Origin of the sequence: Enterobacteriaceae endosymbiont of Donacia cincticornis (assembly GCF_012568845.1) — a bacterium.
Classification (GTDB): domain Bacteria; phylum Pseudomonadota; class Gammaproteobacteria; order Enterobacterales; family Enterobacteriaceae.
Genome location: NZ_CP046194.1, coordinates 1 through 23,915 on the forward strand (window position 1 = coordinate 1; position 23,915 = coordinate 23,915).

Consider the following 23,915-nt stretch of genomic DNA (forward strand, 5'->3'; position numbering starts at 1 on the left):
ATGATTAATCAAATTCCTATGACTTTACAAGGTATAAAAAAATTACGTAAAGAATTAAAAATATTAAAAGATATAGAAAGACCTAAAATTATTAATTCTATTATAGAGGCTAGAAAACATGGTGATTTGAAGGAAAATGCAGAATATCAATCTGCTCGTGAATTGCAGAGTTTTTGTGAAGGACGTATTCAAGAAATAGAACATAAATTATCAAATGCAAATATCATAGATGTAACTAAAACTGTACATAATAATAAAGTTATTTTTGGTTCTACTGTTTGTATAATAAATACATTAAATAATAAAGTTATTTCTTATAAAATTGTAGGACATGACGAATCAGATTTAAAAAATAATTTAATTTCAATTAATGCTCCTCTTGCTAGAGCATTAATAGGTGAAAAAAAAAATAATATTGTTACAGTAAAAACACCAGGAGGAATTATAAAATATAGAATATTAAATATTAAGTATATTTAAATTTGACTTTATTATAAGTTTCGAATATATTACTAAATAAGATAAAGAAATTTTATATTTAAAATTTTCTTTTGTTTTTTAATAATTTATCAGAAAATATGTGTGGACATTCAATTTTTAGAAGATTTTTATTTTGCATTATTTTTTCAAAAATTGAAGAGTTTGATCATGGCTCAGATTGAACGCTGGCGGCAAGCCTAACACATGCAAGTCGAGCGGCAGCGAAATGAGAAAAAGTTTTCTTTTTTTTTATTGTCGGCAAGCGGCGGACGGGTGAGTAATATCTGGGGATCTGCCTTATGGAGAGGGATAACTATTGGAAACGATAGCTAATACCTCATAATATCTTTTAAAAGATCAAAGTAGGGGATTTTATATTTTTTATATAAAACCTTATACCATTAGATGAACCCAGACGAGATTAGCTAGTAGGTAGAGTAAAAGCCTACCTAGGCGACGATCTCTAGCTGGTCTGAGAGGATAATCAGCCACACTGGAACTGAGACACGGTCCAGACTCCTACGGGAGGCAGCAGTGGGGAATATTGCACAATGGGCGAAAGCCTGATGCAGCTATGCCGCGTGTATGAAGAAGGCCTTAGGGTTGTAAAGTACTTTCAACAAGAAAGAAGCAATGGAATCTAATACATTTCATTATTGACGTTACTTGTAAAAGAAGCACCGGCTAACTCCGTGCCAGCAGCCGCGGTAATACGGAGGGTGCTAGCGTTAATCGGAATTACTGGGCGTAAAGAGCACGTAGGCGGTTAATTAAGTCAGATGTGAAATCCCTAAGCTTAACTTAGGAACTGCATTTGAAACTGATTAACTTGAGTTTCGTAGAGGGGGGTAGAATTCTAGGTGTAGCGGTGAAATGCGTAGATATCTGGAGGAATACCAGTGGCGAAGGCGACCCCCTGGACGAATACTGACGCTCAGGTGCGAAAGCATGGGGAGCAAACAGGATTAGATACCCTGGTAGTCCATGCTGTAAACGATGTCGACTTGAAGGTTGTAAGCTTGACTTATAGCTTTCGTAGCTAACGCGTTAAGTCGACCGCCTGGGAAGTACGACCGCAAGGTTAAAACTCAAATGAATTGACGGGGGCCCGCACAAGCGGTGGAGCATGTGGTTTAATTCGATGCAACGCGAAGAACCTTACCAGGGCTTGACATGCCGCGAATCCTCTTGAAAGAGAGGGGTGCCTTCGGGAACGCGGAGACAGGTGCTGCATGGCTGTCGTCAGCTCGTGTTGTGAAATGTTGGGTTAAGTCCCGCAACGAGCGCAACCCTTATTCTTTGTTGCCATCAGTTAAAGCTGGGAACTCAAAGAAGACTGCCGGTGATAAACCGGAGGAAGGTGAGGACGACGTCAAGTCATCATGGCCCTTACGACCAGGGCTACACACGTGCTACAATGGTATATACAAAGAGAAGCATCCTTGTAAAAGTAAGCGGATCTCACAAAATATATCTTAGTTCGGATTGGAGTCTGCAACTCGACTCTATGAAGTCGGAATCGCTAGTAATCGTAGATCAGAATGCTACGGTGAATACGTTCCCGGGCCTTGTACACACCGCCCGTCACACCATGGGAGTGGGTTGTAAAAGAAGTAAGTTGTTTAACCTTTTGTAAAGAAGGAGGACGCTTACCACTTTATGATTCATAACTGGGGTGAAGTCGTAACAAGGTAACCGTAGGGGAACCTGTGGTTGGATCACCTCCTTTACTTTCAAAGTTCTCTTAAAGAAGAGTGCCCTCAAAAGTTTTTTAAGTTTTTTAAAAATTAGGAAATAAAAATTTAATAAATATTAATTAAATAACAAATTTTGTTATAAAATTTGTTTAAAATATTTAGACGATTGTGGGTTGTAAGGTTAAGTAAATAAGCGTATATGACGGATGCCTTGGCAGTCAGAGGCGATGAAGGACGTGTAAATCTGCGAAAAGCGTCGATAAGTTGATATAAAACGTTATTAGTCGGCGATTTCCGAATGGGGAAACCTAATATATGTAATTATATATTATCGTAATTTAAATACATAGAATTACGAAGTGAACCAGGAGAACTGAAACATCTAAGTATCTTGAGGAAAAGAAATCAACAGAGATTTTCTTAGTAGTGGCGAGCGAACAGGAAACAGCCCGAGATATATTTTAATTATTATATTAGTAGAAATAACTGGAAAGTTATACGACACAAGGTGATAGTCCTGTATATTAAAATATAATAGTTATAATCTCAATGAGTAGAACGAGACACGAGTAATCTTGTTTGAACATAGGGGGATCATCCTCTAAGGCTAAATACTACTGACTGACCGATAGTGAACTAGTACCGTGAGGGAAAGGTGAAAAGAACCCCGGTTAGGGGAGTGAAATAGAACCTGAAATCATATACGTACAAGCAGTAGGAGCACTTTAAAAAAGTGTGACTGCGTACCTTTTGTATAATGGGTCAGCGAGTTATATTTTGTAGCAAGGTTAACTGTATAAGGAAGCCGTAGGGAAACCGAGTCTTAAAAGGGCGTTTAGTTGCAGGATATAGACCCGAAACCCGGTGATCTAACCATGAGCAGGTTGAAGGTTGGGTAATTCTTACTGGAGGACCGAACCGACTAATGTTGAAAAATTAGCGGATGACTTGTGGTTAGGGGTGAAAGGCCAATCAAACCGGGAGATAGCTGGTTCTCCCCGAAAGCTATTTAGGTAGCGCCTCGTGGATTCATATTTGGGGGTAGAGCTCTGTTTCGGTTAGGGAATCTACCAGATTTACCAATCCGATGCAAACTACGAATACCAAATTTATGTTATCACGGGAGACACACAGCGGGTGCTAACGTCCGTTGTGGAGAGGGAAACAACCCAGATCGCTAGCTAAGGTCCCTAAGTTATAATTAAGTGGGAAACGAAGTGGAAAGGCATAAACAGCCAGGATGTTGGCTTAGAAGCAGCCATCATTTAAAGAAAGCGTAATAGCTCACTGGTCTAGTCGTTCTGCGCGGAAGATATAACGGGGCTAAATTATACACCGAAGCTGCGACAATAAAAGAAGTATTATTTTATTGGGTAGGGGAGCGTTCTGTAAATTGTTGAAGGTAAATTGTAAAATTTATTGAAGATATCAGAAGTGCGAATGCTGACATGAGTAACGATAAAATAGGTGAAAAACCTATTCGCCGAAAGACTAAGGGTTCCTATCCAACGGTAATCGGGGTAGGGTAAGTCGATCCCTAAGATGAGGCTGAAAAGCGTAATCGATGGATAACAGGTTAATATTCCTGTACTCATTATTGTTGTGAAGGGGGGACGAAGAAGGTTAGATTATCCAAGCGATGGTTATCTTGGTTTAAGCGTGTAGATGGATTATCTAGGAAAATCCGGATAATTATTAACATTAAGGCGTGATGACGAAATACTTTACTGTATTGAAGTAATTGATACCATACTTACAAGAAAATCCTCTAAACTTAAATAATATTGAATCGTACTCTAAACCGACACAGGTAGTCAGGTAGAGAATACTAAGGCGCTTGAGAGAACTCAGGTGAAGGAACTAGGCAAAATAGTGCCGTAACTTCGGGAGAAGGCACACTGATTGTAAGTAAAAAAATTTACTTTTTAAGCTGAAATCAGTCTAAGATAACAGCTGACTGCAACTGTTTATTAAAAACACAGCACTGTGCAAACACGTAAGTGGACGTATACGGTGTGACGCCTGCCCGGTGCCGGAAGGTTAATTGATGGGGTTATTATTTTATAAGAAGCTCTTGATCGAAGCCCCGGTAAACGGCGGCCGTAACTATAACGGTCCTAAGGTAGCGAAATTCCTTGTCGGGTAAGTTCCGACCTGCACGAATGGCGTAATGATGGTCAGACTGTCTCCACCTGAGACTCAGTGAAATTGAAATTGCTGTGAAGATGCAGTGTACCCGCGGCAAGACGGAAAGACCCCGTGAACCTTTACTATAGCTTGATATTGACTAATAAATATTGATGTGTAGGATAGGTGGGAGATAATGAAGTATTAGCGCTAGTTAATATGGAATCAACCTTGAAATACCACCCTTTAATACTTATTATTCTAACCTAAATCCGTAATCCGGATTAGAGACAATGTCTGGTAGGTAGTTTGACTGGGGCGGTCTCCTCCTAAAGAGTAACGGAGGAGTACTAAGGTCAGCTAATCACGGTCGGAAATCGTGAGGTTAGTGCAAAGGCATAAGCTGGCTTAACTGTAAGAATGACAATTCGAACAGATGCGAAAGCAGGTCTTAGTGATCCGGTGGTTCTGTATGATAAGGCCATCGCTCAACGAATAAAAGGTACTCCGGGGATAACAGGCTAATACCGCCCAAGAGTTCATATCGACGGCGGTGTTTGGCACCTCGATGTCGGCTCATCACATCCTGGGGCTGAAGTAGGTCCCAAGGGTATGGCTGTTCGCCATTTAAAGTGGTACGCGAGCTGGGTTTAGAACGTCGTGAGACAGTTCGGTCCCTATCTGCCGTGGGCGTTGGAAGATTGAAAGGATTTGCTCCTAGTACGAGAGGACCGGAGTGAACATATCTATGGTGTTCGGGTTGTCATGCCAATGGCATTGCCCGGTAGCTAAATATGGAAAAGATAAGCGCTGAAAGCATATAAGTGCGAAACTTACCTTAAGATTAATCTTCCCATGATTTTTGTTAATTATTTACAAAAATCTCTTAAGGGACGTTAGAGACTATAACGTTGATAGGCTAGATGTGTAAGCATAGTAATATGTTAAGCTAACTAGTACTAATAAACACCCGTGAGTCTTAACCTTACAACACCAGAATCGTTTAGATTAAATTATTAAGTAATATTTAGTAAAATCCTGGTATAAATAACGCAATGGTACCACCTGAATCCATTCCGAACTCAGAAGTGAAACATTGTAGTGCCAATGGTAGTGTGAGGTTTCCTCATGTGAGAGTAGGTAAATACCAGGATAAAGTAAAAATTTATATAACAATTTTATATATGAATAATTCATTAAAAATATTAAATACTTTTAATTTAAAAGTTAATGTATACAAAATTTTTTTAATTAAAGATTTAAAAAAACTCTGTCAATTATGGGAAAAATATAAAAAAAAATATTATCCTTGTTTAATTTTAGGAGAAGGAAGTAATGTTTTATTTTTAAATGATTTCTATGGATTAGTTATTATTAATAGGATAAAAGGTATATATATTAGAGAATCTAAAAAATATTGGAATTTACATGTAAATTCTGGAGAAAATTGGCATAAATTAGTTAAATTTACAATAAAAAAGAAAATTTATGGTTTAGAAAATTTAGCATTAATACCTGGATGCGTAGGTTCTGCTCCAATCCAAAATATTGGAGCTTATGGTTCTAGTATAAAAGATTTTTGTCAATATGTTGACATTATTGATCCTGTAAGTAAAAAAATCAAAAGATTAAATAACAAAGATTGTCAGTTTAAATATAGAAATAGTGTTTTTAAACATAAAAACTATAAAAAATATATTATTATTTCTATTGGTTTATTTTTACCTAAAAAATGGATTCCAAATTTAAAATATCATTGTTTAAAACATTTAAAAAATCATAATATTACTCCTCAAAAAATTTTTAATTATATTTGTAATATAAGAAAAAAAAAAATTCCTCATCCTAAAATTTATGGTAATGCAGGTAGTTTTTTTAAAAATCCTTATATATCTCTACAAAAAGGATTTAAATTATTACAAATATTTCCTAATATGCCTTATGTGTTAAAAAATAATTATATGAAATTATCAGCAGGATGGTTAATTAACCAATGTAATTTTAGTAAATTTCTTTATAAAGGAGTAACTGTTTATTCTAAACAGTCATTAATAATTGTAAATAAATTTAATAATTCATCAGGTATGGATATACTAAATTTTGCAATTAAAATATACAATACTGTTGGAAATAAATTTGATATTTGGTTAGAACCAGAAGTAAGAATTATAGATAATTATGGAGAAATAAATCCTTTAATTTATTTTAAAAATAATAATAATTAAATTTTATTTAAATACGTATTTTTAATTTTTTTACAATAGTTTTTAATGCTAAAACATAACAATCTGAACCTAATCCAGATATCACACCATTAGAAATATCTGAAAAGAAAGATTTTTTTCGAAAAATTTCTCGTCTATATATATTAGTAATATGTACTTCTATAAAAGGGATATTAATCGCTAATAAAGTATCACGTAAAGCAATACTAGTATGTGTAAATGCAGCAGGATTAAAAATAATATAATCAATTTGGTTTTTATATTTTATTAAATAATCTATTAATTTATATTCTGCGTTAGATTGAAAATGACTTAGTTTACAATATTTTTTATTAATTTTTGTTAATAACATATTAATAATATCTTTTAAAGATTTATTACCATATTTATCTGGTTCTCTTAAACCTAAAAGATTTAAATTAGGACCATTTAAAATTAAAATATGATATTTATTTTTTTTCATATTTTTTATATTTTATTTTTTAAAAAATTTTATTTAATTTATAATTTTAATCTATATATACACATAATGTAAATTAATTTTTAATTTTTTGTTTATAAAATAATATATTTATTATAAATAAAATGTTATCATAATGTACAAAGTAAAATTAATTTAATTAAAATAACTATAAATACAAAATCGGGTTTTTTTATTATGTTAAAAAAATTTCGGGGAATGTTTTCTAATGATTTATCTATAGATTTAGGAACAGCAAATACTTTAATTTACGTAAAAGGTAAAGGTATTGTTTTAAATGAACCTTCTGTTGTAGCTATAAGACAGGATAAAGCAGGATTTCCTAAAAGTGTCGCTGCTGTAGGATATAATGCAAAACAAATGTTAGGAAGAACTCCAGGTAATATTACAGCTATTAGGCCAATGAAAGATGGTGTTATAGCAGATTTTTTTATTACCGAAAAAATGTTACAACATTTTATAAAACAAGTTCATAGTAATAGTTTTATGAAACCTAGTCCTAGAGTATTAGTATGCGTTCCTGTAGGAGCAACCCAAGTTGAAAGGAGAGCTATTCGTGAATCCGCCGAAGGCGCAGGAGCAAGAGAAGTTTTTTTAATAGAGGAGCCAATGGCTGCTGCAATTGGTTCTGGTCTGCCAGTTTCAGAAGCTACAGGATCTATGGTTATAGATATAGGGGGGGGGACTACTGAAGTAGCAGTTATATCTCTTAATGGAATAGTATATTCTTCCTCTGTTAGAATAGGAGGAGATAGATTTGATGAATCTATTATTAATCATGTAAGACGTAATTATGGTTCTTTAATTGGAGAAGTAACTGCAGAAAAAATTAAACATAGAATAGGATCTGCTTATAATAATAATGAAGAGATATTAGAAATAGAAGTAAGAGGAAGAAATCTAGCTGAAGGAGTACCAAGAAGTTTTACATTAAATTCTAATGAAATTTTAGAAGCTCTTCAAGAACCATTAACAGGAATAGTAAGTGCTATAATGATTGCTTTAGAAAAATGTCCTCCTGAATTAGCAGCTGATATTGCTGAAAGGGGGATGGTATTAACAGGTGGAGGAGCATTATTAAAAAATTTTGATAAATTATTAATAGAAGAAACAGGTATTTCAGTTTCTATTGCCGAAGATCCATTAACTTGTGTAGCAAGAGGTGGAGGAAAAGCACTAGAAATGATTGATACACATGAAGGTGATTTATTTAGTGAAGAATAAACTGTAATTTTACGATAACATAATTATGAAATTAATTTTTAATAAAAAACCTATTTTAAAATCAAAAACAATAATTTTTATTATTATATCAACTATTATTATAATTATTGATATGTATTCTAATTTTTTTATAAAAATAAGATATAATATTAATAACATTATGAGTCCTATATATTTTTTTTTAAATAAGCCATTTTCTATATACGAAAATATCTCAATTTTTTTTTTAAAAAATAATATTGTACAAAAAAATAATAAATATTTATTTAATAAAATTTTACAACAAAATGTACAATTATGTAATTTAGAGGAAATTAAACAAGAAAATAATAAATTAAAAAAAATTTTAAAATTACCTTTTTTAAAAGATAAAACCAATATTTTAGCAAAAATAATACCAATTATATTTCCTAGATGTAAAAATGAAATTTTTATTGATAAAGGATTAAAAGATCATGTTTCTCCAGGTACAATAGTACTTAATGAACAAGGTATAGTAGGTCAAATAATATCTAGTAAAAAAAAGAGTAGCCAAGTTTTATTAATTTGTAATAAAAATTTTTCTTTACCTGTACAAATAAAAAACAGTAATATTACATTTATAATAAATGGGAATGGATGTATTAAATCTTTAAAATCTGAATATTTATCTACTGATATAATAATTAAAAAAGGAGATGTATTAGTTACATCTGGTTTAGATGAACAATATCCTCAAGGATATCCTGTAGGTACAGTTGATAATGTAATGTTTGATAAAGAAAAAAATTTTAATATAGTTTATGTTAAACCATTTTTACAAATAGAACAAATAAAATATGTATTACTATTAATAAATTCTTAATACAACATGAAAAATTATTTTTTTAAATTATTTATTTATACAACATTTGTAATATCATTATTTCTACAAATTATTTTTAATAAAAGTAACAATATTATTTTACATATACAATGGTTAACATTGATTTTAATTTATTGGATATTATTTCATCCGTATAAAATTAATATTACTACTAGTTTTTTCATTGGATTAGTAATAGATTTTTTTACAAACTATATTTTAGGAACACATAGTTTATTATTATGTATAATAACATATTTTTTATTATATAATCGTAAATTAATTATAAATTTAAATTTAATATATAAATTATTGTTTATAACTTGTATTTTATTACTAATGAATATAATTATTTATAATATTAATAGTATTAATTATGATTATATAAAATTATTATTACAAAGTATTTTAAATAGTTTTATATGGATAATTATTTGTTTTTATTTTAAAAGAATACGTTTTAAATATAGAAATTTTTAATTTTTTTTAAATAATCTAGAATTATCCATTAATAGATAAATTTAATGTAGTTTTTATTTTATTTGAAATAATATTTTTTATTTTTCTTATTATAAACAAATATTGTTTTGTGGAATTCCAGCTATTTTAGAAGCTTGTTTTATAACTCCATTAGGGAATAAATTAAATAAAATAATACTACTCCATTTTATATTTTTATGTTTTTTTTTAAGTTGATTGATTAATATTCTCATATTTGGATGTATTTTATATTTAAAATATAAATAACGTAACATATATATTACTTTCCAATGATTATCATTTAATTTAATTTTTTCTAAATTAGCTACATTAATAGCTATGTTAATATCCCATACCATTATTTTTTTATATAAATAAATGTTTGTACATATTTATTATTAATATTATTAGGAGGAAGAGAGATTCGAACTCTCGAATAGTTTCCTATTTCCGGTTTTCAAGACCGGTGCCTTCAACCACTCGGCCATTCCTCCATTTTTTGTTTATAAAACATACATATTACATGTATAATAATATATTTAATAAAAAAATTAAAGTTAATATTCTAATTAATTAGTAATATATGAAAAATAATAATATTAAACCAGGTAATCTATATGTAGTTGCTACACCAATAGGTAATTATGATGATATCAGTAAACGAGCATTACTTACTTTAAGTAAAGTAGACTTTCTTTTAGCAGAAGATACTAGAAAAACAGGGTTATTATTAAAATATTTTAATATTAAAAAAAAATTATACTCTTATCATTCATATAATGAAAAACAAAGTGCAAAAAAATTTTTAGAAAAAATAAAACAAGGATATAATACAGCATTAGTATCTGATTCAGGAACTCCATTAATTAATGATCCTGGATATAGAATAATTAAATTATGTCGTAAAAAATATATTAAAATTAAAATTATACCAATTCCAGGTCCTTGTTCAGCTATATCAGCTTTATCTGTTTCAGGTTTACCAACAAATAGGTTTTGTTATGAAGGATTTTTATCTTCTAAAAAAACCAAAAGAATTAAAAGATTACAAGAATTAAAATTTGAATGTAGAACCATAATTATTTATGAAGCCACTCATAGAGTATTGAAATGTTTAGATGATATAAAAAATATTTTTGGAGAAAATAGATATATTGTTTTAGCTAAGGAATTAACAAAAAAATGGGAAAATATACATGGAGATAATATATCTAATTTAATTAAATGGATTAAATTAGATTTAAATAAAATAAAAGGAGAAATCATTTTGATTATTAGTGGATATAAAATCTTGTCTAAGACAAATATGCAATTATCCCCGAAAATAATTAAAACATTGTTAAATTTAAAAAAAGAATTACCAATAAAAAAAGCAATAAATATCACTGCAGATATATATTCTATTAAAAGAAATTTTTTATATAAATTTTATATAAAAAATAAATACTAATTTATATTATTATATATTATAATATAATTCGTTAAAGTTAATAAAACAGTCGCTTTTATTAAAATATAAAAGAGGAAAGTCCGGACTCCATAGGGTATGGTGCCAGTTAATTGCTGGGAAGTGTGAACTTACGAATAGTGCAACAGAAAAAATACCGCCATAATATAAAAAATATAATGTGGTAAGGGTGAAAAGGTATGGTAAAAGCATACCGATATATTAGTAATAATATATGTCAATGTAAACTCCACCAGGAGCAAGGCTAAATATAAGTTTGTATAACCCGTACTATAAACTTGGGTAAGCTGCTTGAAATAATAAGTAATTATTATTCTAGATAAATGACTGTTCGAGACAGAATCCGGCTTAAAAGATAACTTTATAATTAGCATAATTTTATACATGAAATTATGCTTTTTCATAAGCATACAAAATATTTTTCATTAAAGTAGCTACAGTAATTGGTCCTATCCCACCAGGAACAGGTGTAATATAAGAAGCTCTTTTTTTAGCTTGTTCAAAATTAACATCACCTATAATTTTATTTTTATTAATTCTATTAATTCCAATATCAATTACAATAGCACCTAATTTTATCCATTTACCTGGTATAAAATTAGGTTTCCCAACAGCTACTATTAGTAAATCTGCATATTCTATATAATATCGTAAATTTTTTGTAAAACGATGTGTAATAGTAATAGTACATCCAGCTAATAATAATTCCATAGCCATGGGACGACCTACTATATTAGAAGCACCTACAATTACAGTATTCAATCCATAAGTATTAATTTTATAATATTTTAATAATTGTAATATACCTAAAGATGTACAGGGACGTAATAATGGAGCTCTTTGACATAAACGACCAATATTATAAGGATGAAAACCATCTACATCTTTTTTAGGATTTATTATTTCTATTATTTTTATAAAATTAATTTGTTTTGGTAAGGGTAATTGTACTAAAATACCATCAATGTATTTATTTTTATTTAAAAAATTAATTATTTTTATTATTGTATATTCATTAATTTTATCTGTTAAATTATAACTATCGTAAAAAAATCCTAATTTTTTACAAATTTTTAATTTATTTTTTACATAAATTTTAGATGCTGCATTATTTCCTACTAATATTATTCCTAATCCAGGTTTTCTTTTTCTAGATAAAAGAATATTTTTCATTTTTTTATATATATTAATATATATTTTTTCGGCAATAACATGTCCATTAATAATTTTAGCATTCATTTAATATAACTCATTATAAAAAATAATAAATAAAATAATTTAATTAATTTGAATATATATTATAATATATGATATATTATGTATAATATTTTTGCGCTCTTAGCTCAGTTGGATAGAGCAATAGCCTTCTAAGCTATTTGTCACAGGTTCAAATCCTGTAGAGCGCAAAATTTTAATAAAATTATAAATTTTTTAAAATATTTTGTTAAGTGATTTAAAAAATAAATTTAACTTTTTTTATTAATTATATTTAAAAAATTTTTAACATTAATTAATAAATATAAAATTAGATTTAAAACTTGTATTATTTTTCTTTTAATAATTTAGAAATAAATTATTAAAATTAATATAATTTTAAATTATTTTATAGAAAAAATTAATAGTATTATTACTTTGTGATGATTAGTAAAATACTAACTATATTTAAATTTTTAATTTCGTTGAATAATATACAATGTTAATAATTTTTAAATTAAAAAAACTTTAGTTACTTTTTAAAATATTTTAAAATTAGTATTACATACAATATACAAATTTTACTTCATAAATTTTTTTAATAAAATTTTTAAAAAATTTACAATTATATTACTCTTCTAATTATTTATCTAAATAATGAGAATATTCTACATCAGATTTTATAAAAAACATAATAATTAAATAAAAAAAATTATAACAATGATATTAATCATTTATAATTTACAAAAATAATAAATAAGTATATATAGAATATATTTTAAATAATTTTATAACAAAATTTTTAAATTTATTTTTTTAAATACACCTTATTTTGGGCCGTACAGGATTTGAACCTGTGACCAATTGATTAAAAGTCAACTGCTCTACCAACTGAGCTAACGACCCAAATATTTTTTATAAATTTATAATACATCTATCTTGTTTATGGGTGATGACGGATTTGAACCGCCGACCTCCTCCTTGTAAGGGAGATACTCTACCAACTGAGCTAATCACCCAAAATGATAACACTTATATGCTATTATTTTTATTACTTAAATGTCAATATTTTTATTAAAATATTTTAAAATAAAATTATTATATTATAATATATATATTACAATATACGATTAAAATTAATAATTTTATAAATTATGAAAATTATCACTAGATTTGCACCTAGTCCTACTGGTTATTTACATATAGGTAACATTCGAACTGCTTTATATTCATGGTTATTTGCTAAAAAAAATAATGGTAAGTTTATATTACGTATTGAAGATACTGATTTTAAAAGATCACAAGATATTTTCGTCAAAAATATTATTGAAACATTAAAATGGTTAAAAATTAATTGGGATAAAGGTCCATACTTTCAAAGTAAAAGATTAGATAGATACAATAATATTATTAATATGATGTTAAATAATGGTAGTGCATATAAATGTTATTGTTCTAAAAAAAAAATAGAACAAAATAAATCACAAAAAAAATTTATTAAAAATAAAATTACATATAATTGTCAATGTCGAAATATTAAAAATATAATTGATAATCATAAAACTTATACAGTAAAATTACATATTGAAAAAGAAAAATATACTACATTTATAGATACTATTAGAGGAAAAATTACATTTAAGAATGATATACTAGAAGATTTTATAATTAAACGTTCAAATGGTATTCCTACATATAATTTTTGCGTAGTAATAGATGATTGGGATATGAAAGTTACTCATATTATTAGAGGTGAAGAACATATAAATAATACTCCAAAACAAATACATATTATTAATGCAATTAAAGCATTAATTCCCTCCTATACTCATGTATCTGTAATCACAGATACATCAGGTAAAAAAATTTCTAAAAGAGATAATAATTTTAATATTTTAAAATATAAAAAGAATGGTTATTTACCTCATGCAGTATTAAATTATATTTTACGTTTAGGTTGGTCTTATGGTAATAAAGAAATTTTTTCATTAGAAGAAATGCAAAAATTTTTTAATTTAAAAAATTTAAATAAATCTTCTAGTATTTTTACTATAAAAAAATTAAATTGGTTTAATAAATATTATTTAAATAAATTTTCAGAAAAAGATATGATTAATTATTTAAAAAATTTTTTAAATAAAAAAAATATAAATATTAATAATGGACCTAAATTAAAAGATTTATATAAAATATTTTATAAGAGATGTAATACATTAAATGAAATAAGTAATTTATGTATAATTTTTTATACTGATCCAAATTATAATAAAAATTTAGTAATTCAAAAATATTTAAATAATAATACAAAAATAATTTTATCTTTATTTTTAAAAAATCTTAATAATATAAAAATATGGTCTATAAAAGATATAGATTTTATATTTAAAGATATATTATCTAAATCAAATATAAAATTCAAAGAAATAGCAATGACTACACGTTTAGCTATTACTGGATTGGAAAATACTCCTCCAATTAATAAGATTGTATATTTAATGGGTAAGGAAAAAACTATATATCACATTAAAAATGCAATAAGTTTTATTAAATTCAACAATGTATGAATCATAAAACTTATTTTTAATTATTAATAATAATACAAATAAAATAATTTTATTGTACTTTCACCCATATTAATTTCTTAGCTTAGATTTTATTAATTGTTTTTTAATTGAAGCAGATAGTTCATCTAATGATGAATTTTCTGGGTGTTCATTTTCTAAAGGTTCTCCTGATAATTGTGCTTCTGCTAAATAGGTATGTATAGGTTGTCCTGTATCATCTTCCATTACTACATGATACCATGGTTTATTACGTAATGTGATACTTTCTGCAACTTCATCAATTTTAGGATCACGTAAAGAATATTCAGGATCGACATCAACTATAACTCCTAAAAAACCTAACAACTTATGTCTTACTTGTTGACCAATACCAAATTTACTGGTAATCATTATAAGATTCTTCCTAAGATATATTACAGTCTTGACAATAATTATATAACAAATTTTTTATAAAAAAAATATTAATTTAAAGTTAAATATGTAAAATTTTATTTTTCTTGAATTTTTTTAAAAAAAAATATAACATACACATATAATAAATAATATTAGAGTAAATTTTACGTAAAAGTTATTCAATATTAGATTTTTAATTTTAAAAAATAAAATTTGTATGGTTAGGCCAATTTCAGCAATTATTAATACTAATGCATTAAAAAACAATTTAAAAATTATTAAAAATATTGCATTTAAATCAAAAATTTGGTCTGTTTTAAAGTCAGATGCTTATGGACATGGTATTAAGAATATATATCCATTTATTAATGATAATAGTGATGGTTTTGCTGTTTTAACATTAGATGAAGCTATTCTTTTAAGGAATAGTGGTTGTAATAAACCTATTCTTTTATTAGAAGGTTTTTTTAATAAAAAAGAATTATATTTAATTTATAAATATTATTTAACTATTACTTTACATAGTAAATGGCAATTAAACGCATTAATAAAATATAAATCACGATATCCTATTAATATATATATCAAAATTAATAGTGGTATGAATAGATTAGGATTTCCTACAAACAAAATTTTTAAAATAATTAATATTATTAAAAATAATCTTAATGTTTTTAAAATTAGTTTAATGACTCATTTTGCAGAAACAACAATAAATTCAAATTTTATAAAAAAACAGATAAATAACATAAAAAAATATATTAATAATTATTATTATTTTTCATGTTCATTTGCTAATTCTGGCGCTATATTATGGCATAAATATGCCCATTATGATTGGGTAAGAACCGGAATTATTTTATATGGAGCATCACCAACTGGTATATGGAAAGATATTGATAAAAAAAAAATTAAACCAGTGATGACATTAAAAAGTAAAATTATATCTATACAAAAAATATATCCAGGACAAATTGTTGGTTATAACTGTAGATATTCTTCAAATAAAAAACGTAAAATAGGGATTGTAGCATGTGGTTATGCAGATGGTTATCCTAAAAGTATAAAGAATAAAACTTTTGTTTTAGTACATGGTGTTAAAGCTAGAATATTAGGTGATATATCTATGGATATGATAACTATAGATTTATTAAATATTCCCAAAGCAAAAATAGGAAGTTCAGTAGAATTATGGGGAGATAATATTAAAATAGATGATGTAGCAAAATCAGCAAATACTATCGGATATGAATTAATGTGTTCCTTATCAAAAAGAGTCCCTAGAATTTTAAAATAAATTTTAATTTTTAATATAAAAATATAAAAAATATATTCATATTATAATATTTTTTATATTAATTCTATTGAATAATGGTTTAAATTTATTAATTTTTTTATTTATTAAAGGATATTTGATGTTATTAAAACATAATTTATGATTTAAAAATAATTCAGTATTTCGAGATAAAATAGGCATAATTGGTTTTAAATAAATCATAATTACACGAAACATATTAATTCCCATTGAACAAATACTTTGAACTTTTTTTTTTTTTGTATTATCTTTTATTAATAACCAAGGTTTATATTGATCGATATAAGAGTTAGCTATATTTGATAAAATTATAATTTGTTTAATAACATGACTATATTTACGTTTATAAAAATAAATATGAATAATTTCAGATTTTTTAATAAATTTAAAATATAATTTTGTATTAATATTTTTAGATAAATTATCATGAAAATAATTATTAATAAAATATGCATTTCTTGAAGCTAAATTAACAATTTTATTTACAATATCGCTGTTAATTTTAAATACAAAATCATTAATATTTAAATCAATATCATTAATATCAGATGATAATTTAGAAGCATAATAATAACGTAAGCTATCAGAATCTAAAAATTTTAACCATTTTTTTGCAGTAATAAAATTTCCTCTAGATTTAGACATTTTATATCCATTTAATGTTACATGTCCATGAACAAATAATTTAGTAGGTTTTCTAAAATCTATACCTTCTAATATTGCAGGCCAAAATAAACAATGAAAATAAATTATATCTTTTCCAATAAAATGGTATAGTTCTGTATCAGATTTTTTATTCCACCATTGATAAAAATTTAGTTTTATATTTTTATCACATAAATTTTTAAAAGTACTTATATATCCTATAGGTGCATCTAACCAAACATAAAAATATTTATTAATAGTTTTAGGTATCTTAAAACCAAAATATGGACCATCTCTAGTAATATCCCATGGTTTTAATCCTAGAAAAAACCATTCTTGAATTTTATTTTTAATATTATTATCTAAAACATTAGAATTAATCCAATGTTTTAAAAAATTATTAAATTGAGGTAAATCAAAAAAATAATGTTCAGAATTACATAATATAGGTTTTTTTTTAGATAAAACAGAAAATGGATTAATTAAGCTAATAGGAGAATAAGTTGTACCACAATTTTCACAATGATCACCATATTGATTAATAGATTTACAATTCAAACAAGTACCTTTTATAAATCTATCTGGTAAAAAAATATTATATTTATCATCATAAAATTGTTTAATAATTTTTTTTTTTATAAATTTTCTTTTCTTCAAACGATTAAAAATTAATTTAACAAAAAAAAAATTTTCAATACTATTTGTAGTATGATAATTATCATGATTAACGTTAAATTTTTTTAAATCAGAAATATGTTCAGTATATATTTTATTAATTACTTCTTCTGGTTTAATATTTAATTCTTTAGCTTTTAACATAATAGGTGTTCCATGAGCATCATCAGCACAAATAAAATATACTTCATGTCCACACATGCGATTATATTTAACCCAAATATCTGCTTGTATTTGTTCTAATAAATGACCTAAATGGATACTACCATTAGCGTATGGTAATGCACATGTAACTAACATTTTTTTTTTTTTTGAAAACATAATATTTTTTATATATACTTTTAATTTAAAGTATATATTATCTTAATTAAAAAATTTAATTATAATATTATTACAAATAGGATACAATAAATATATAGAAAATATTAAGTATAAATAACAAAAAACATCTTCATTAATAAATTTATTTGTAATAAGAGGTAACTTAAATTTTTTTTTATATGGCCAAAATAATGGTACTCCTAATGGAGTTAATATATCTGCTAAAATATGACTACAATAACCTATAAAAAAACCTAATTTCATATCAAAAATATGTATTATTTTTATATTGATAAAAAAAATTATAAATCCGAATATTAATATAGATAATAAACTATGTGTAAATCCTCTATGTCCAAATAATCTATTTATTAGATATGATATAATTTTTACTTTACGTCCTAAAATAGATTTAGGATTATCAATATCAGGTAATAAACATGTAATAATAGAAGCAGGAATAATACGCCACCAATCATCATGATACATTATATTAGAAAAAAGAAAATGCTGTATTAAAATACTACTAGATATAGTAAATATTATATGTCCTTTAACTGTCATATAAACCTTATTTATAAATAAATTATAAAAATTAAATTATTTTAACTATAATACTATTAATATTGATTTCTTTTATCATTACTTTAATTTTATCAGTAACTTTATACAAAAATTTTTTTTTATTAAAAATAATACCTTTTTCTTTATTAATATTAATATTATCTATATTATTACATAAAAATTTTTTAGGTACAAATGCATATGCTCCATTTTGGATTAATCTTACTTTTATACCAAAAAAAGATATATCAATAATTTCGGAAATAAAAATTTTTTTATATACTAATATATTTTTAAAATATTGAAAATATAAAAAATTTGATATATCTTTTTTTGCTTGTTTATTTAAATAACGTTTTTGATTCATTTGGATATGAATATTATTTAAAGATTTTTCTAAGGAAATTTTTTTTTTATAAATAATTGATTTAATTAATCTATGATTAATTAAATCCCCAAATTTACGCATAGGAGATGTCCATGTTGCATATCGTTTTACTCCTAAAGCAAAATGAGGACCAGGTTTTATATTAAATAAAGATATTAATTGATATTTTTTTATTCTATTTAAAATAATAGATAATTTTAAATCTTTTAATTTACGAAAAATATTTTTATATCCTTCTAATGTTGTTAAATATGATGCATTACATTTAATATTATGTTCTTTTAATAATTTTATTATTTTATTAAGTTTATTTGTATTAAATCCATAATAAATATTATATATTCCAAAATTTGAATTTTTGTATAAAAAATTAGATGCACATATATTAGCTGTAATCATAACGGCTTCAATCATTTTATGAGCTATTCTTTTTTTTTCAATTATTATATTTAATAAATTACCTTTTTCTCCAAAAATAAATTTATAATCTATATTATTAAAATTTGTAATATTTTTATTATTCCATTTTTTACGATATAAATAAAATTTATATAAAAAAAGTATTTGTTTTTCTATTTTTAGATTATTAGGTTTCCAGTTTCCTATTTTTTCTATCCAATTTGAAACATCATTATAATTTAATTTTGCATTTGATTTTATCCATCCAGTAAAAAAAATTATTTTTTTAGATAATAAACCATTATGATTAATAATCATTTTACAAATTAATGCTGGTCTTTTTTTTTTAAAATTTAAAGAACAAAAATTTTCTGATAGAATTTTTGGTAATAAAGAAATGGTTAATCCAGGTAAATAATTAGTAAATATTCTTTGTGAAGCTATTTGATAAATTAAACTATTTGGTTTAATATAAGAGGTTGGATCTGCTATAGCTACATAAATTAATAATTTTTTTTCAGATATTTCTTCTATATATAATGCATCATCTATATCTTGAGTGTCTTTATTATCTATCGTAATAAAACATAATTTAGTTAAATCTTTTCTATATATATTTTCTTCTAAAAATTTTATTTTTTCACATAAAGAATTACTAGGAGAATCTATGGATAAATTATATTTTAATAAAATATTCCACCATGGTAATAAATATTTATTATCTATATTTAAAAAATTTGTTACTTCAGCTACAAAAATATCCTTTTCCCCATTTAAAGGATGTCTAATAATTTTAGCAACTACTTTATCATTATTTTGTAAATTTTTTATAAAACTTTGTTTTACAAAACATTGAATAATATTTTTACAAAAAATTTTTTTTTTTGGAATTATATAAAAAATATCATTTTTTCTTTTTATTTTTCCTTTAAAAATATTAATACTAGATTTTATTAATTTTATAGGTATAACTTTAATTAAATTATAAATATCATTTTTAGCTAAAATATAGTCTCCTTCCATTACATATTTTAGATAAGATTCAGAAATATGATATATATAATTTTTATTTGTTTCTAAAATTACTAATTTTTTATTTAAAATTTTAACATAACCCTTAATAAGGGGTAAATTATTTGTAAATTTTTTTTTTAATTGTAAAAGTACTGTGTTATTATAAAACATAAATAAAATTTTTTTTTTAATAAAATTAAAAATATTTCAAATTAAAATGGAATATCATCTTCAAAATCAAGAATATTTTCATTTTTATTAATAGATAATTCATTATCGTTATTTTCTATCAAATTAGATTTGTTTGATTTTTTATTCCAAAGATTTTTATCTTTTGTTAATTTTTTTTCTTTATCTAAAGTGATATTATCATGATTACGTAAATTATTTAATATCTGCATAGTACCTCCTATACTTACAATAATTTCAGTTATATAATTATCTTGTCCATTTTGATTTTGCCATTTTCTTGTTTGTAAAGATCCTTCAATATATACTTGAGATCCTTTTTTTAAATATTCATTAGAAATTTCTGCTAATTTTCCAAATATTACTATTCTATGCCATTCAGTTTTTTCTTTATTTTCTCCTGTATTTTTATCTTTCCAATTATCTGAAGTTGCAACTACAATATTAACAACAGGGTTTCCATTAGGCATATAACGAATCTCAGGATTTTTACCTAAAAAACCTACTATAATAACTTTATTTATACCTCTTTTACCAGCCATTTTTTACCTTTTTATAAAAAAAAATTATTTTTCACTGTAATTTATTATTACATAAATTTAATAAGAAAAATATCAATTATATTGGAAATAAATTTTCGATAATACAACGTAATTTTTTCATTGCATTTTTTTCTAATTGTCTTATACGTTCTGCTGATATACCATAATATATAGCTAATTCTTGTAATGTAATTTTTTTTTTATTTTTATTTAACCATCTAAGATTAATAATATTACGACTACGATAATCTAATTTTAAAAGTGCTTTATATAATTTATTTGAGATAAATTTATTCCAATTATCTTTTTCAATTATATTAGCAAAATTAGAATTATGATCTTTTAAAAAAATATTTGTGTTTATATTTTTATTTTTAAAATTATCTTTAATATTAAGATTATCATTCATATCTTGTGCTGACATACGTGTTTCCATTTCACAAACATCTTTAATTGAAACACCTAATTTTTTAGCAACTATTTTAATTTCATCTTGATTAAACCAACCTAATCTTTGTTTTGCTTTACGTAAATTAAAAAATAATTTTCTTTGTGCTTTTGTAGTTGCTACTTTAACTATACGCCAATTACGTAAAACATACTCATGAATTTCTGCCTTAATCCAATGAATAGCAAAAGATACTAAGCGAACTCCAATTTCTGGATTAAATTTACGTACAGCTTTCATTAAGCCTATATTACCTTCTTGTATAAGATCAGCTTGTTGTAATCCATATCCAGAATAATATTTAGCTACATGTACAACAAATCTTAAATGCGATAAAATTAATTTTTTAGCAGCTTCTAAATCACCTTTATAATACAATTTTTTAGATAATTTTTTTTCTTCCTGAGAAGTTAATATTGGATAATTATTAGTATTATAAATATAAGAATCTAATGTTCCTATAAGAATATTAGATGTTCTTAAATTAGAGGTAAATATATTTTTATACATTAAATCCTCCAAAAATAAATATTATTAGTATTATTTTAACTAATTTAAAAATAATTAATCTTTTATAAAGATAGCATTTATAAAATCTTTTGCATTAAATAAATTTAAATCAGTAATTTTTTCACCAGAACCTAAAAACCTTATTGGAATATTAAATTTATTTGCTAAAGAAAAAATCACACCACCTTTTGCTGTACCATCAATTTTAGTTATTGTGATTCCTGTAATTCCTATATTTTCATGAAACATTTTAAATTGATTAATAGAATTTTGTCCAATATTAGCATCTAAAATAAACATAACTTCATCAATAAGCATATAATTATTTTTTTTAATTACACGTGCAATTTTTTTTAATTCTTCCATTAACATTATATTATTATGTAATCTTCCAGATGTGTCTGCGATTAAAATATCAATTTGTTTCTTTTTAGAATAAGAAATCGCATCGAAAATAATTGCTGAACTATCTTTTTTTTTATTACTTTTAAATAAAATACTATGGCTTCTTTTACTCCAAGTAAATAATTGTTCATAAGCACCTGCTCTAAAAGTATCACCAGAAGCTAAAAGTACAGATTTTTTTTGTTTATAAAAATAATGTGCAATTTTCCCTATTGTTGTTGTTTTTCCTACTCCATTAACACCTATAACCAATATTATAAAAGGTTTTTTTTTATTTTTTTTAATTATTAAAGGAACTTCTACTGGAAGTAATATTTTTAACATTTCTATTTTTAAATAATCATACAATTCTAATGAATCTTTAATTTTATTTTTTTGTGCATAATTTTTTATTAAATGACAAATTTTATTTGTAGTATATATATCTATATCAGAAATAATTAATGTTTCTTTTAATTTGTTAAATAATTTTTCATTAATAACATTTTTTTTTCTAAAAAGATTAATAATTTTTTGACTAAGATTTTTAGTAGTTTTAATTAAATTTTTTTTTAAATAATTTAAAAAACCATGTTTCTTTTTCATATTATGATCTTGTTGATTTATCATTTTTTATGAAATATATAGAATATTTATTATTAAATAATAAATTTAATTATATTATTAATATAATAATAATATAATTAAATGAAAATTTAAAGTAATTAATTTTGTAAATTTTTTATAAAAAATATGAAAAACAAAAAGAATCTTAATAAAATTAATATTATTGCAGGAAAATGGAAAAATAAAAAAATAAAAGTAATCAATAATAAAATATTAAAACCTACAATGAATTTTATACGTGAAAATTTATTTAATTGGATTATGCATGATAATTATTTTAACTGTTTAGATTGTTATGCAGGAACTGGTATTTTAAGTTTTGAAGCTATTTCTAGAAAAAATGTTTATTCAGCTACTTTAATAGAAAACAATAAAAAAATATTTCAACAATTAAAAAAAAATGTTTATTTTTTAACAAAAAATAATATTTCTTTAATTTTTGATAATACTTTAAAAGTATTATCAAAAAAATCTAATATACAATATGATTTAATTTTTATTGATCCTCCATTTTGTCAAAAAAATATTTTACTAAAAAAAACATGTATTTTATTAGAAAAAAATAATTGGTTGAAAAATAATACAAAAATTTTTATTCAATATAAAACTAAAAGTAATAAATTTTCTTTACCTAAAAAATGGATTAAATATCGACAAAATAAATTTGGCATTGTAACATATCTATTATGTAAAATAAATTTTTTTTAAAAGAAAAAT

At 24.4% G+C, this 23,915-nt stretch carries 19 protein-coding genes, 4 tRNA genes, 3 rRNA genes and 1 other RNA gene; 14 read left to right on the top strand and 13 right to left on the bottom strand.

Features of this window, described 5'->3' with window-relative positions; translation table 11 throughout:
• From greA to murB, 5 genes are all read left to right on the top strand, one after another.
• Positions 1-480: a transcription elongation factor GreA gene (gene greA / locus GJT99_RS00005; RefSeq protein WP_168893697.1), complete on the top strand. Its 480-nt coding sequence runs from the start codon at positions 1-3 to the stop codon at positions 478-480.
• Between the two features lie 150 nt (positions 481-630).
• A 16S ribosomal RNA gene (locus GJT99_RS00010) occupies positions 631-2,209 on the top strand.
• A gap of 147 nt (positions 2,210-2,356) precedes the next feature.
• Positions 2,357-5,291, top strand: a 23S ribosomal RNA gene (locus GJT99_RS00015).
• A 50-nt stretch (positions 5,292-5,341) separates the two neighbouring features.
• Positions 5,342-5,457, top strand: a 5S ribosomal RNA gene (gene rrf / locus GJT99_RS00020).
• Together the 16S, 23S and 5S rRNA genes form the textbook arrangement of a ribosomal RNA operon.
• 31 nt (positions 5,458-5,488) lie before the next feature.
• On the top strand, positions 5,489-6,529 hold the full coding sequence (gene murB / locus GJT99_RS00025) for a UDP-N-acetylmuramate dehydrogenase (protein ID WP_168893698.1): 1,041 nt from the start codon (positions 5,489-5,491) through the stop codon (positions 6,527-6,529).
• Between the two features lie 7 nt (positions 6,530-6,536).
• Here the strand turns inward: murB and aroQ are convergent, their stop codons facing one another.
• Positions 6,537-6,992, bottom strand: a complete 456-nt coding sequence (aroQ, locus tag GJT99_RS00030; protein ID WP_168893699.1) for a type II 3-dehydroquinate dehydratase — start codon at positions 6,990-6,992, stop codon at positions 6,537-6,539.
• A 195-nt stretch (positions 6,993-7,187) separates the two neighbouring features.
• Here aroQ and GJT99_RS00035 point away from each other — a divergent pair, with 195 nt between their 5' ends.
• The 3 genes from GJT99_RS00035 to mreD are packed head-to-tail and all read left to right on the top strand — an operon-like array spanning position 7,188 to position 9,558.
• On the top strand, positions 7,188-8,234 hold the full coding sequence (locus GJT99_RS00035) for a rod shape-determining protein (protein ID WP_168893700.1): 1,047 nt from the start codon (positions 7,188-7,190) through the stop codon (positions 8,232-8,234).
• A gap of 25 nt (positions 8,235-8,259) precedes the next feature.
• Complete coding sequence (gene mreC, locus GJT99_RS00040; RefSeq protein WP_168893701.1) at positions 8,260-9,078, top strand: rod shape-determining protein MreC; 819 nt, start codon at positions 8,260-8,262, stop codon at positions 9,076-9,078.
• Positions 9,079-9,084: 6 nt separating this feature from the next.
• Entirely contained in the window at positions 9,085-9,558 is a 474-nt protein-coding gene (gene mreD / locus GJT99_RS00045) for a rod shape-determining protein MreD (RefSeq protein WP_168893702.1), read from the top strand.
• 89 nt (positions 9,559-9,647) lie between these two features.
• Here the strand turns inward: mreD and GJT99_RS00050 are convergent, their stop codons facing one another.
• Positions 9,648-9,950, bottom strand: coding sequence for a TusE/DsrC/DsvC family sulfur relay protein (locus GJT99_RS00050; RefSeq protein ID WP_343033253.1), 303 nt, complete (start codon positions 9,948-9,950; stop codon positions 9,648-9,650).
• A gap of 17 nt (positions 9,951-9,967) precedes the next feature.
• Positions 9,968-10,052 (bottom strand) — tRNA-Ser (locus tag GJT99_RS00055).
• An 89-nt stretch (positions 10,053-10,141) separates the two neighbouring features.
• On the opposite strand from GJT99_RS00055, the gene rsmI reads away from it, so the two are divergent.
• Together rsmI and rnpB are read left to right on the top strand one after the other, a co-directional pair.
• Positions 10,142-11,008: a 16S rRNA (cytidine(1402)-2'-O)-methyltransferase gene (gene rsmI, locus GJT99_RS00060; RefSeq protein WP_168893704.1), complete on the top strand. Its 867-nt coding sequence runs from the start codon at positions 10,142-10,144 to the stop codon at positions 11,006-11,008.
• 33 nt (positions 11,009-11,041) lie between these two features.
• Positions 11,042-11,393: RNase P RNA component class A (rnpB, locus tag GJT99_RS00065), an RNA gene on the top strand.
• A 23-nt stretch (positions 11,394-11,416) separates the two neighbouring features.
• Here rnpB and folD read toward each other — a convergent pair.
• The gene (gene folD, locus GJT99_RS00070) at positions 11,417-12,265 is read right to left on the bottom strand and encodes a bifunctional methylenetetrahydrofolate dehydrogenase/methenyltetrahydrofolate cyclohydrolase FolD (RefSeq protein WP_168893705.1); all 849 of its coding nucleotides are present in this window, start codon (positions 12,263-12,265) and stop codon (positions 11,417-11,419) included.
• A 93-nt stretch (positions 12,266-12,358) separates the two neighbouring features.
• Between folD and GJT99_RS00075 the strand changes: the two genes are divergently transcribed.
• Positions 12,359-12,432 (top strand) — tRNA-Arg (locus GJT99_RS00075).
• 621 nt (positions 12,433-13,053) lie between these two features.
• On the opposite strand, the gene GJT99_RS00080 is transcribed toward GJT99_RS00075, so the two are convergent.
• Both GJT99_RS00080 and GJT99_RS00085 read right to left on the bottom strand, forming a co-directional pair.
• Positions 13,054-13,126: transfer RNA gene (locus tag GJT99_RS00080), tRNA-Lys, on the bottom strand.
• Positions 13,127-13,166: 40 nt separating this feature from the next.
• Positions 13,167-13,239: transfer RNA gene (locus tag GJT99_RS00085), tRNA-Val, on the bottom strand.
• Between the two features lie 135 nt (positions 13,240-13,374).
• On the opposite strand from GJT99_RS00085, the gene gltX reads away from it, so the two are divergent.
• Positions 13,375-14,784 carry a glutamate--tRNA ligase gene (gene gltX / locus GJT99_RS00090; protein ID WP_168893706.1) on the top strand — a complete coding sequence of 470 codons (1,410 nt, stop codon included), beginning with the start codon at positions 13,375-13,377 and terminating at the stop codon, positions 14,782-14,784.
• 69 nt (positions 14,785-14,853) lie between these two features.
• Here the strand turns inward: gltX and hspQ are convergent, their stop codons facing one another.
• Entirely contained in the window at positions 14,854-15,174 is a 321-nt protein-coding gene (hspQ, locus tag GJT99_RS00095) for a heat shock protein HspQ (protein WP_168893707.1), read from the bottom strand.
• 220 nt (positions 15,175-15,394) lie between these two features.
• Between hspQ and alr the strand changes: the two genes are divergently transcribed.
• Complete coding sequence (gene alr, locus GJT99_RS00100) at positions 15,395-16,474, top strand: alanine racemase (RefSeq protein ID WP_168893708.1); 1,080 nt, start codon at positions 15,395-15,397, stop codon at positions 16,472-16,474.
• Positions 16,475-16,510: 36 nt separating this feature from the next.
• Here the strand turns inward: alr and metG are convergent, their stop codons facing one another.
• The 6 genes from metG to ftsY form a co-directional block, all read right to left on the bottom strand.
• Positions 16,511-18,133 carry a methionine--tRNA ligase gene (metG, locus tag GJT99_RS00105; RefSeq protein ID WP_168893709.1) on the bottom strand — a complete coding sequence of 541 codons (1,623 nt, stop codon included), beginning with the start codon at positions 18,131-18,133 and terminating at the stop codon, positions 16,511-16,513.
• A 42-nt stretch (positions 18,134-18,175) separates the two neighbouring features.
• Positions 18,176-18,697, bottom strand: a complete 522-nt coding sequence (locus tag GJT99_RS00110) for a metal-dependent hydrolase (protein WP_168893710.1) — start codon at positions 18,695-18,697, stop codon at positions 18,176-18,178.
• Between the two features lie 31 nt (positions 18,698-18,728).
• Positions 18,729-20,669, bottom strand: coding sequence for an exoribonuclease II (locus tag GJT99_RS00115; RefSeq protein ID WP_168893711.1), 1,941 nt, complete (start codon positions 20,667-20,669; stop codon positions 18,729-18,731).
• Positions 20,670-20,710: 41 nt separating this feature from the next.
• A complete protein-coding gene (gene ssb, locus GJT99_RS00120; RefSeq protein ID WP_168893712.1) occupies positions 20,711-21,229 on the bottom strand; it encodes a single-stranded DNA-binding protein in 519 nt (172 codons plus the stop codon).
• A 76-nt stretch (positions 21,230-21,305) separates the two neighbouring features.
• Positions 21,306-22,187, bottom strand: coding sequence for an RNA polymerase sigma factor RpoH (gene rpoH, locus GJT99_RS00125; protein WP_168893713.1), 882 nt, complete (start codon positions 22,185-22,187; stop codon positions 21,306-21,308).
• A gap of 54 nt (positions 22,188-22,241) precedes the next feature.
• Positions 22,242-23,201 carry a signal recognition particle-docking protein FtsY gene (ftsY, locus tag GJT99_RS00130; protein WP_168893714.1) on the bottom strand — a complete coding sequence of 320 codons (960 nt, stop codon included), beginning with the start codon at positions 23,199-23,201 and terminating at the stop codon, positions 22,242-22,244.
• A gap of 123 nt (positions 23,202-23,324) precedes the next feature.
• On the opposite strand from ftsY, the gene rsmD reads away from it, so the two are divergent.
• Positions 23,325-23,906 (top strand): 16S rRNA (guanine(966)-N(2))-methyltransferase RsmD, encoded by a 582-nt coding sequence (gene rsmD / locus GJT99_RS00135; RefSeq protein WP_168893715.1) that lies wholly within the window; start codon positions 23,325-23,327, stop codon positions 23,904-23,906.
• Positions 23,907-23,915 lie beyond the last annotated feature (9 nt).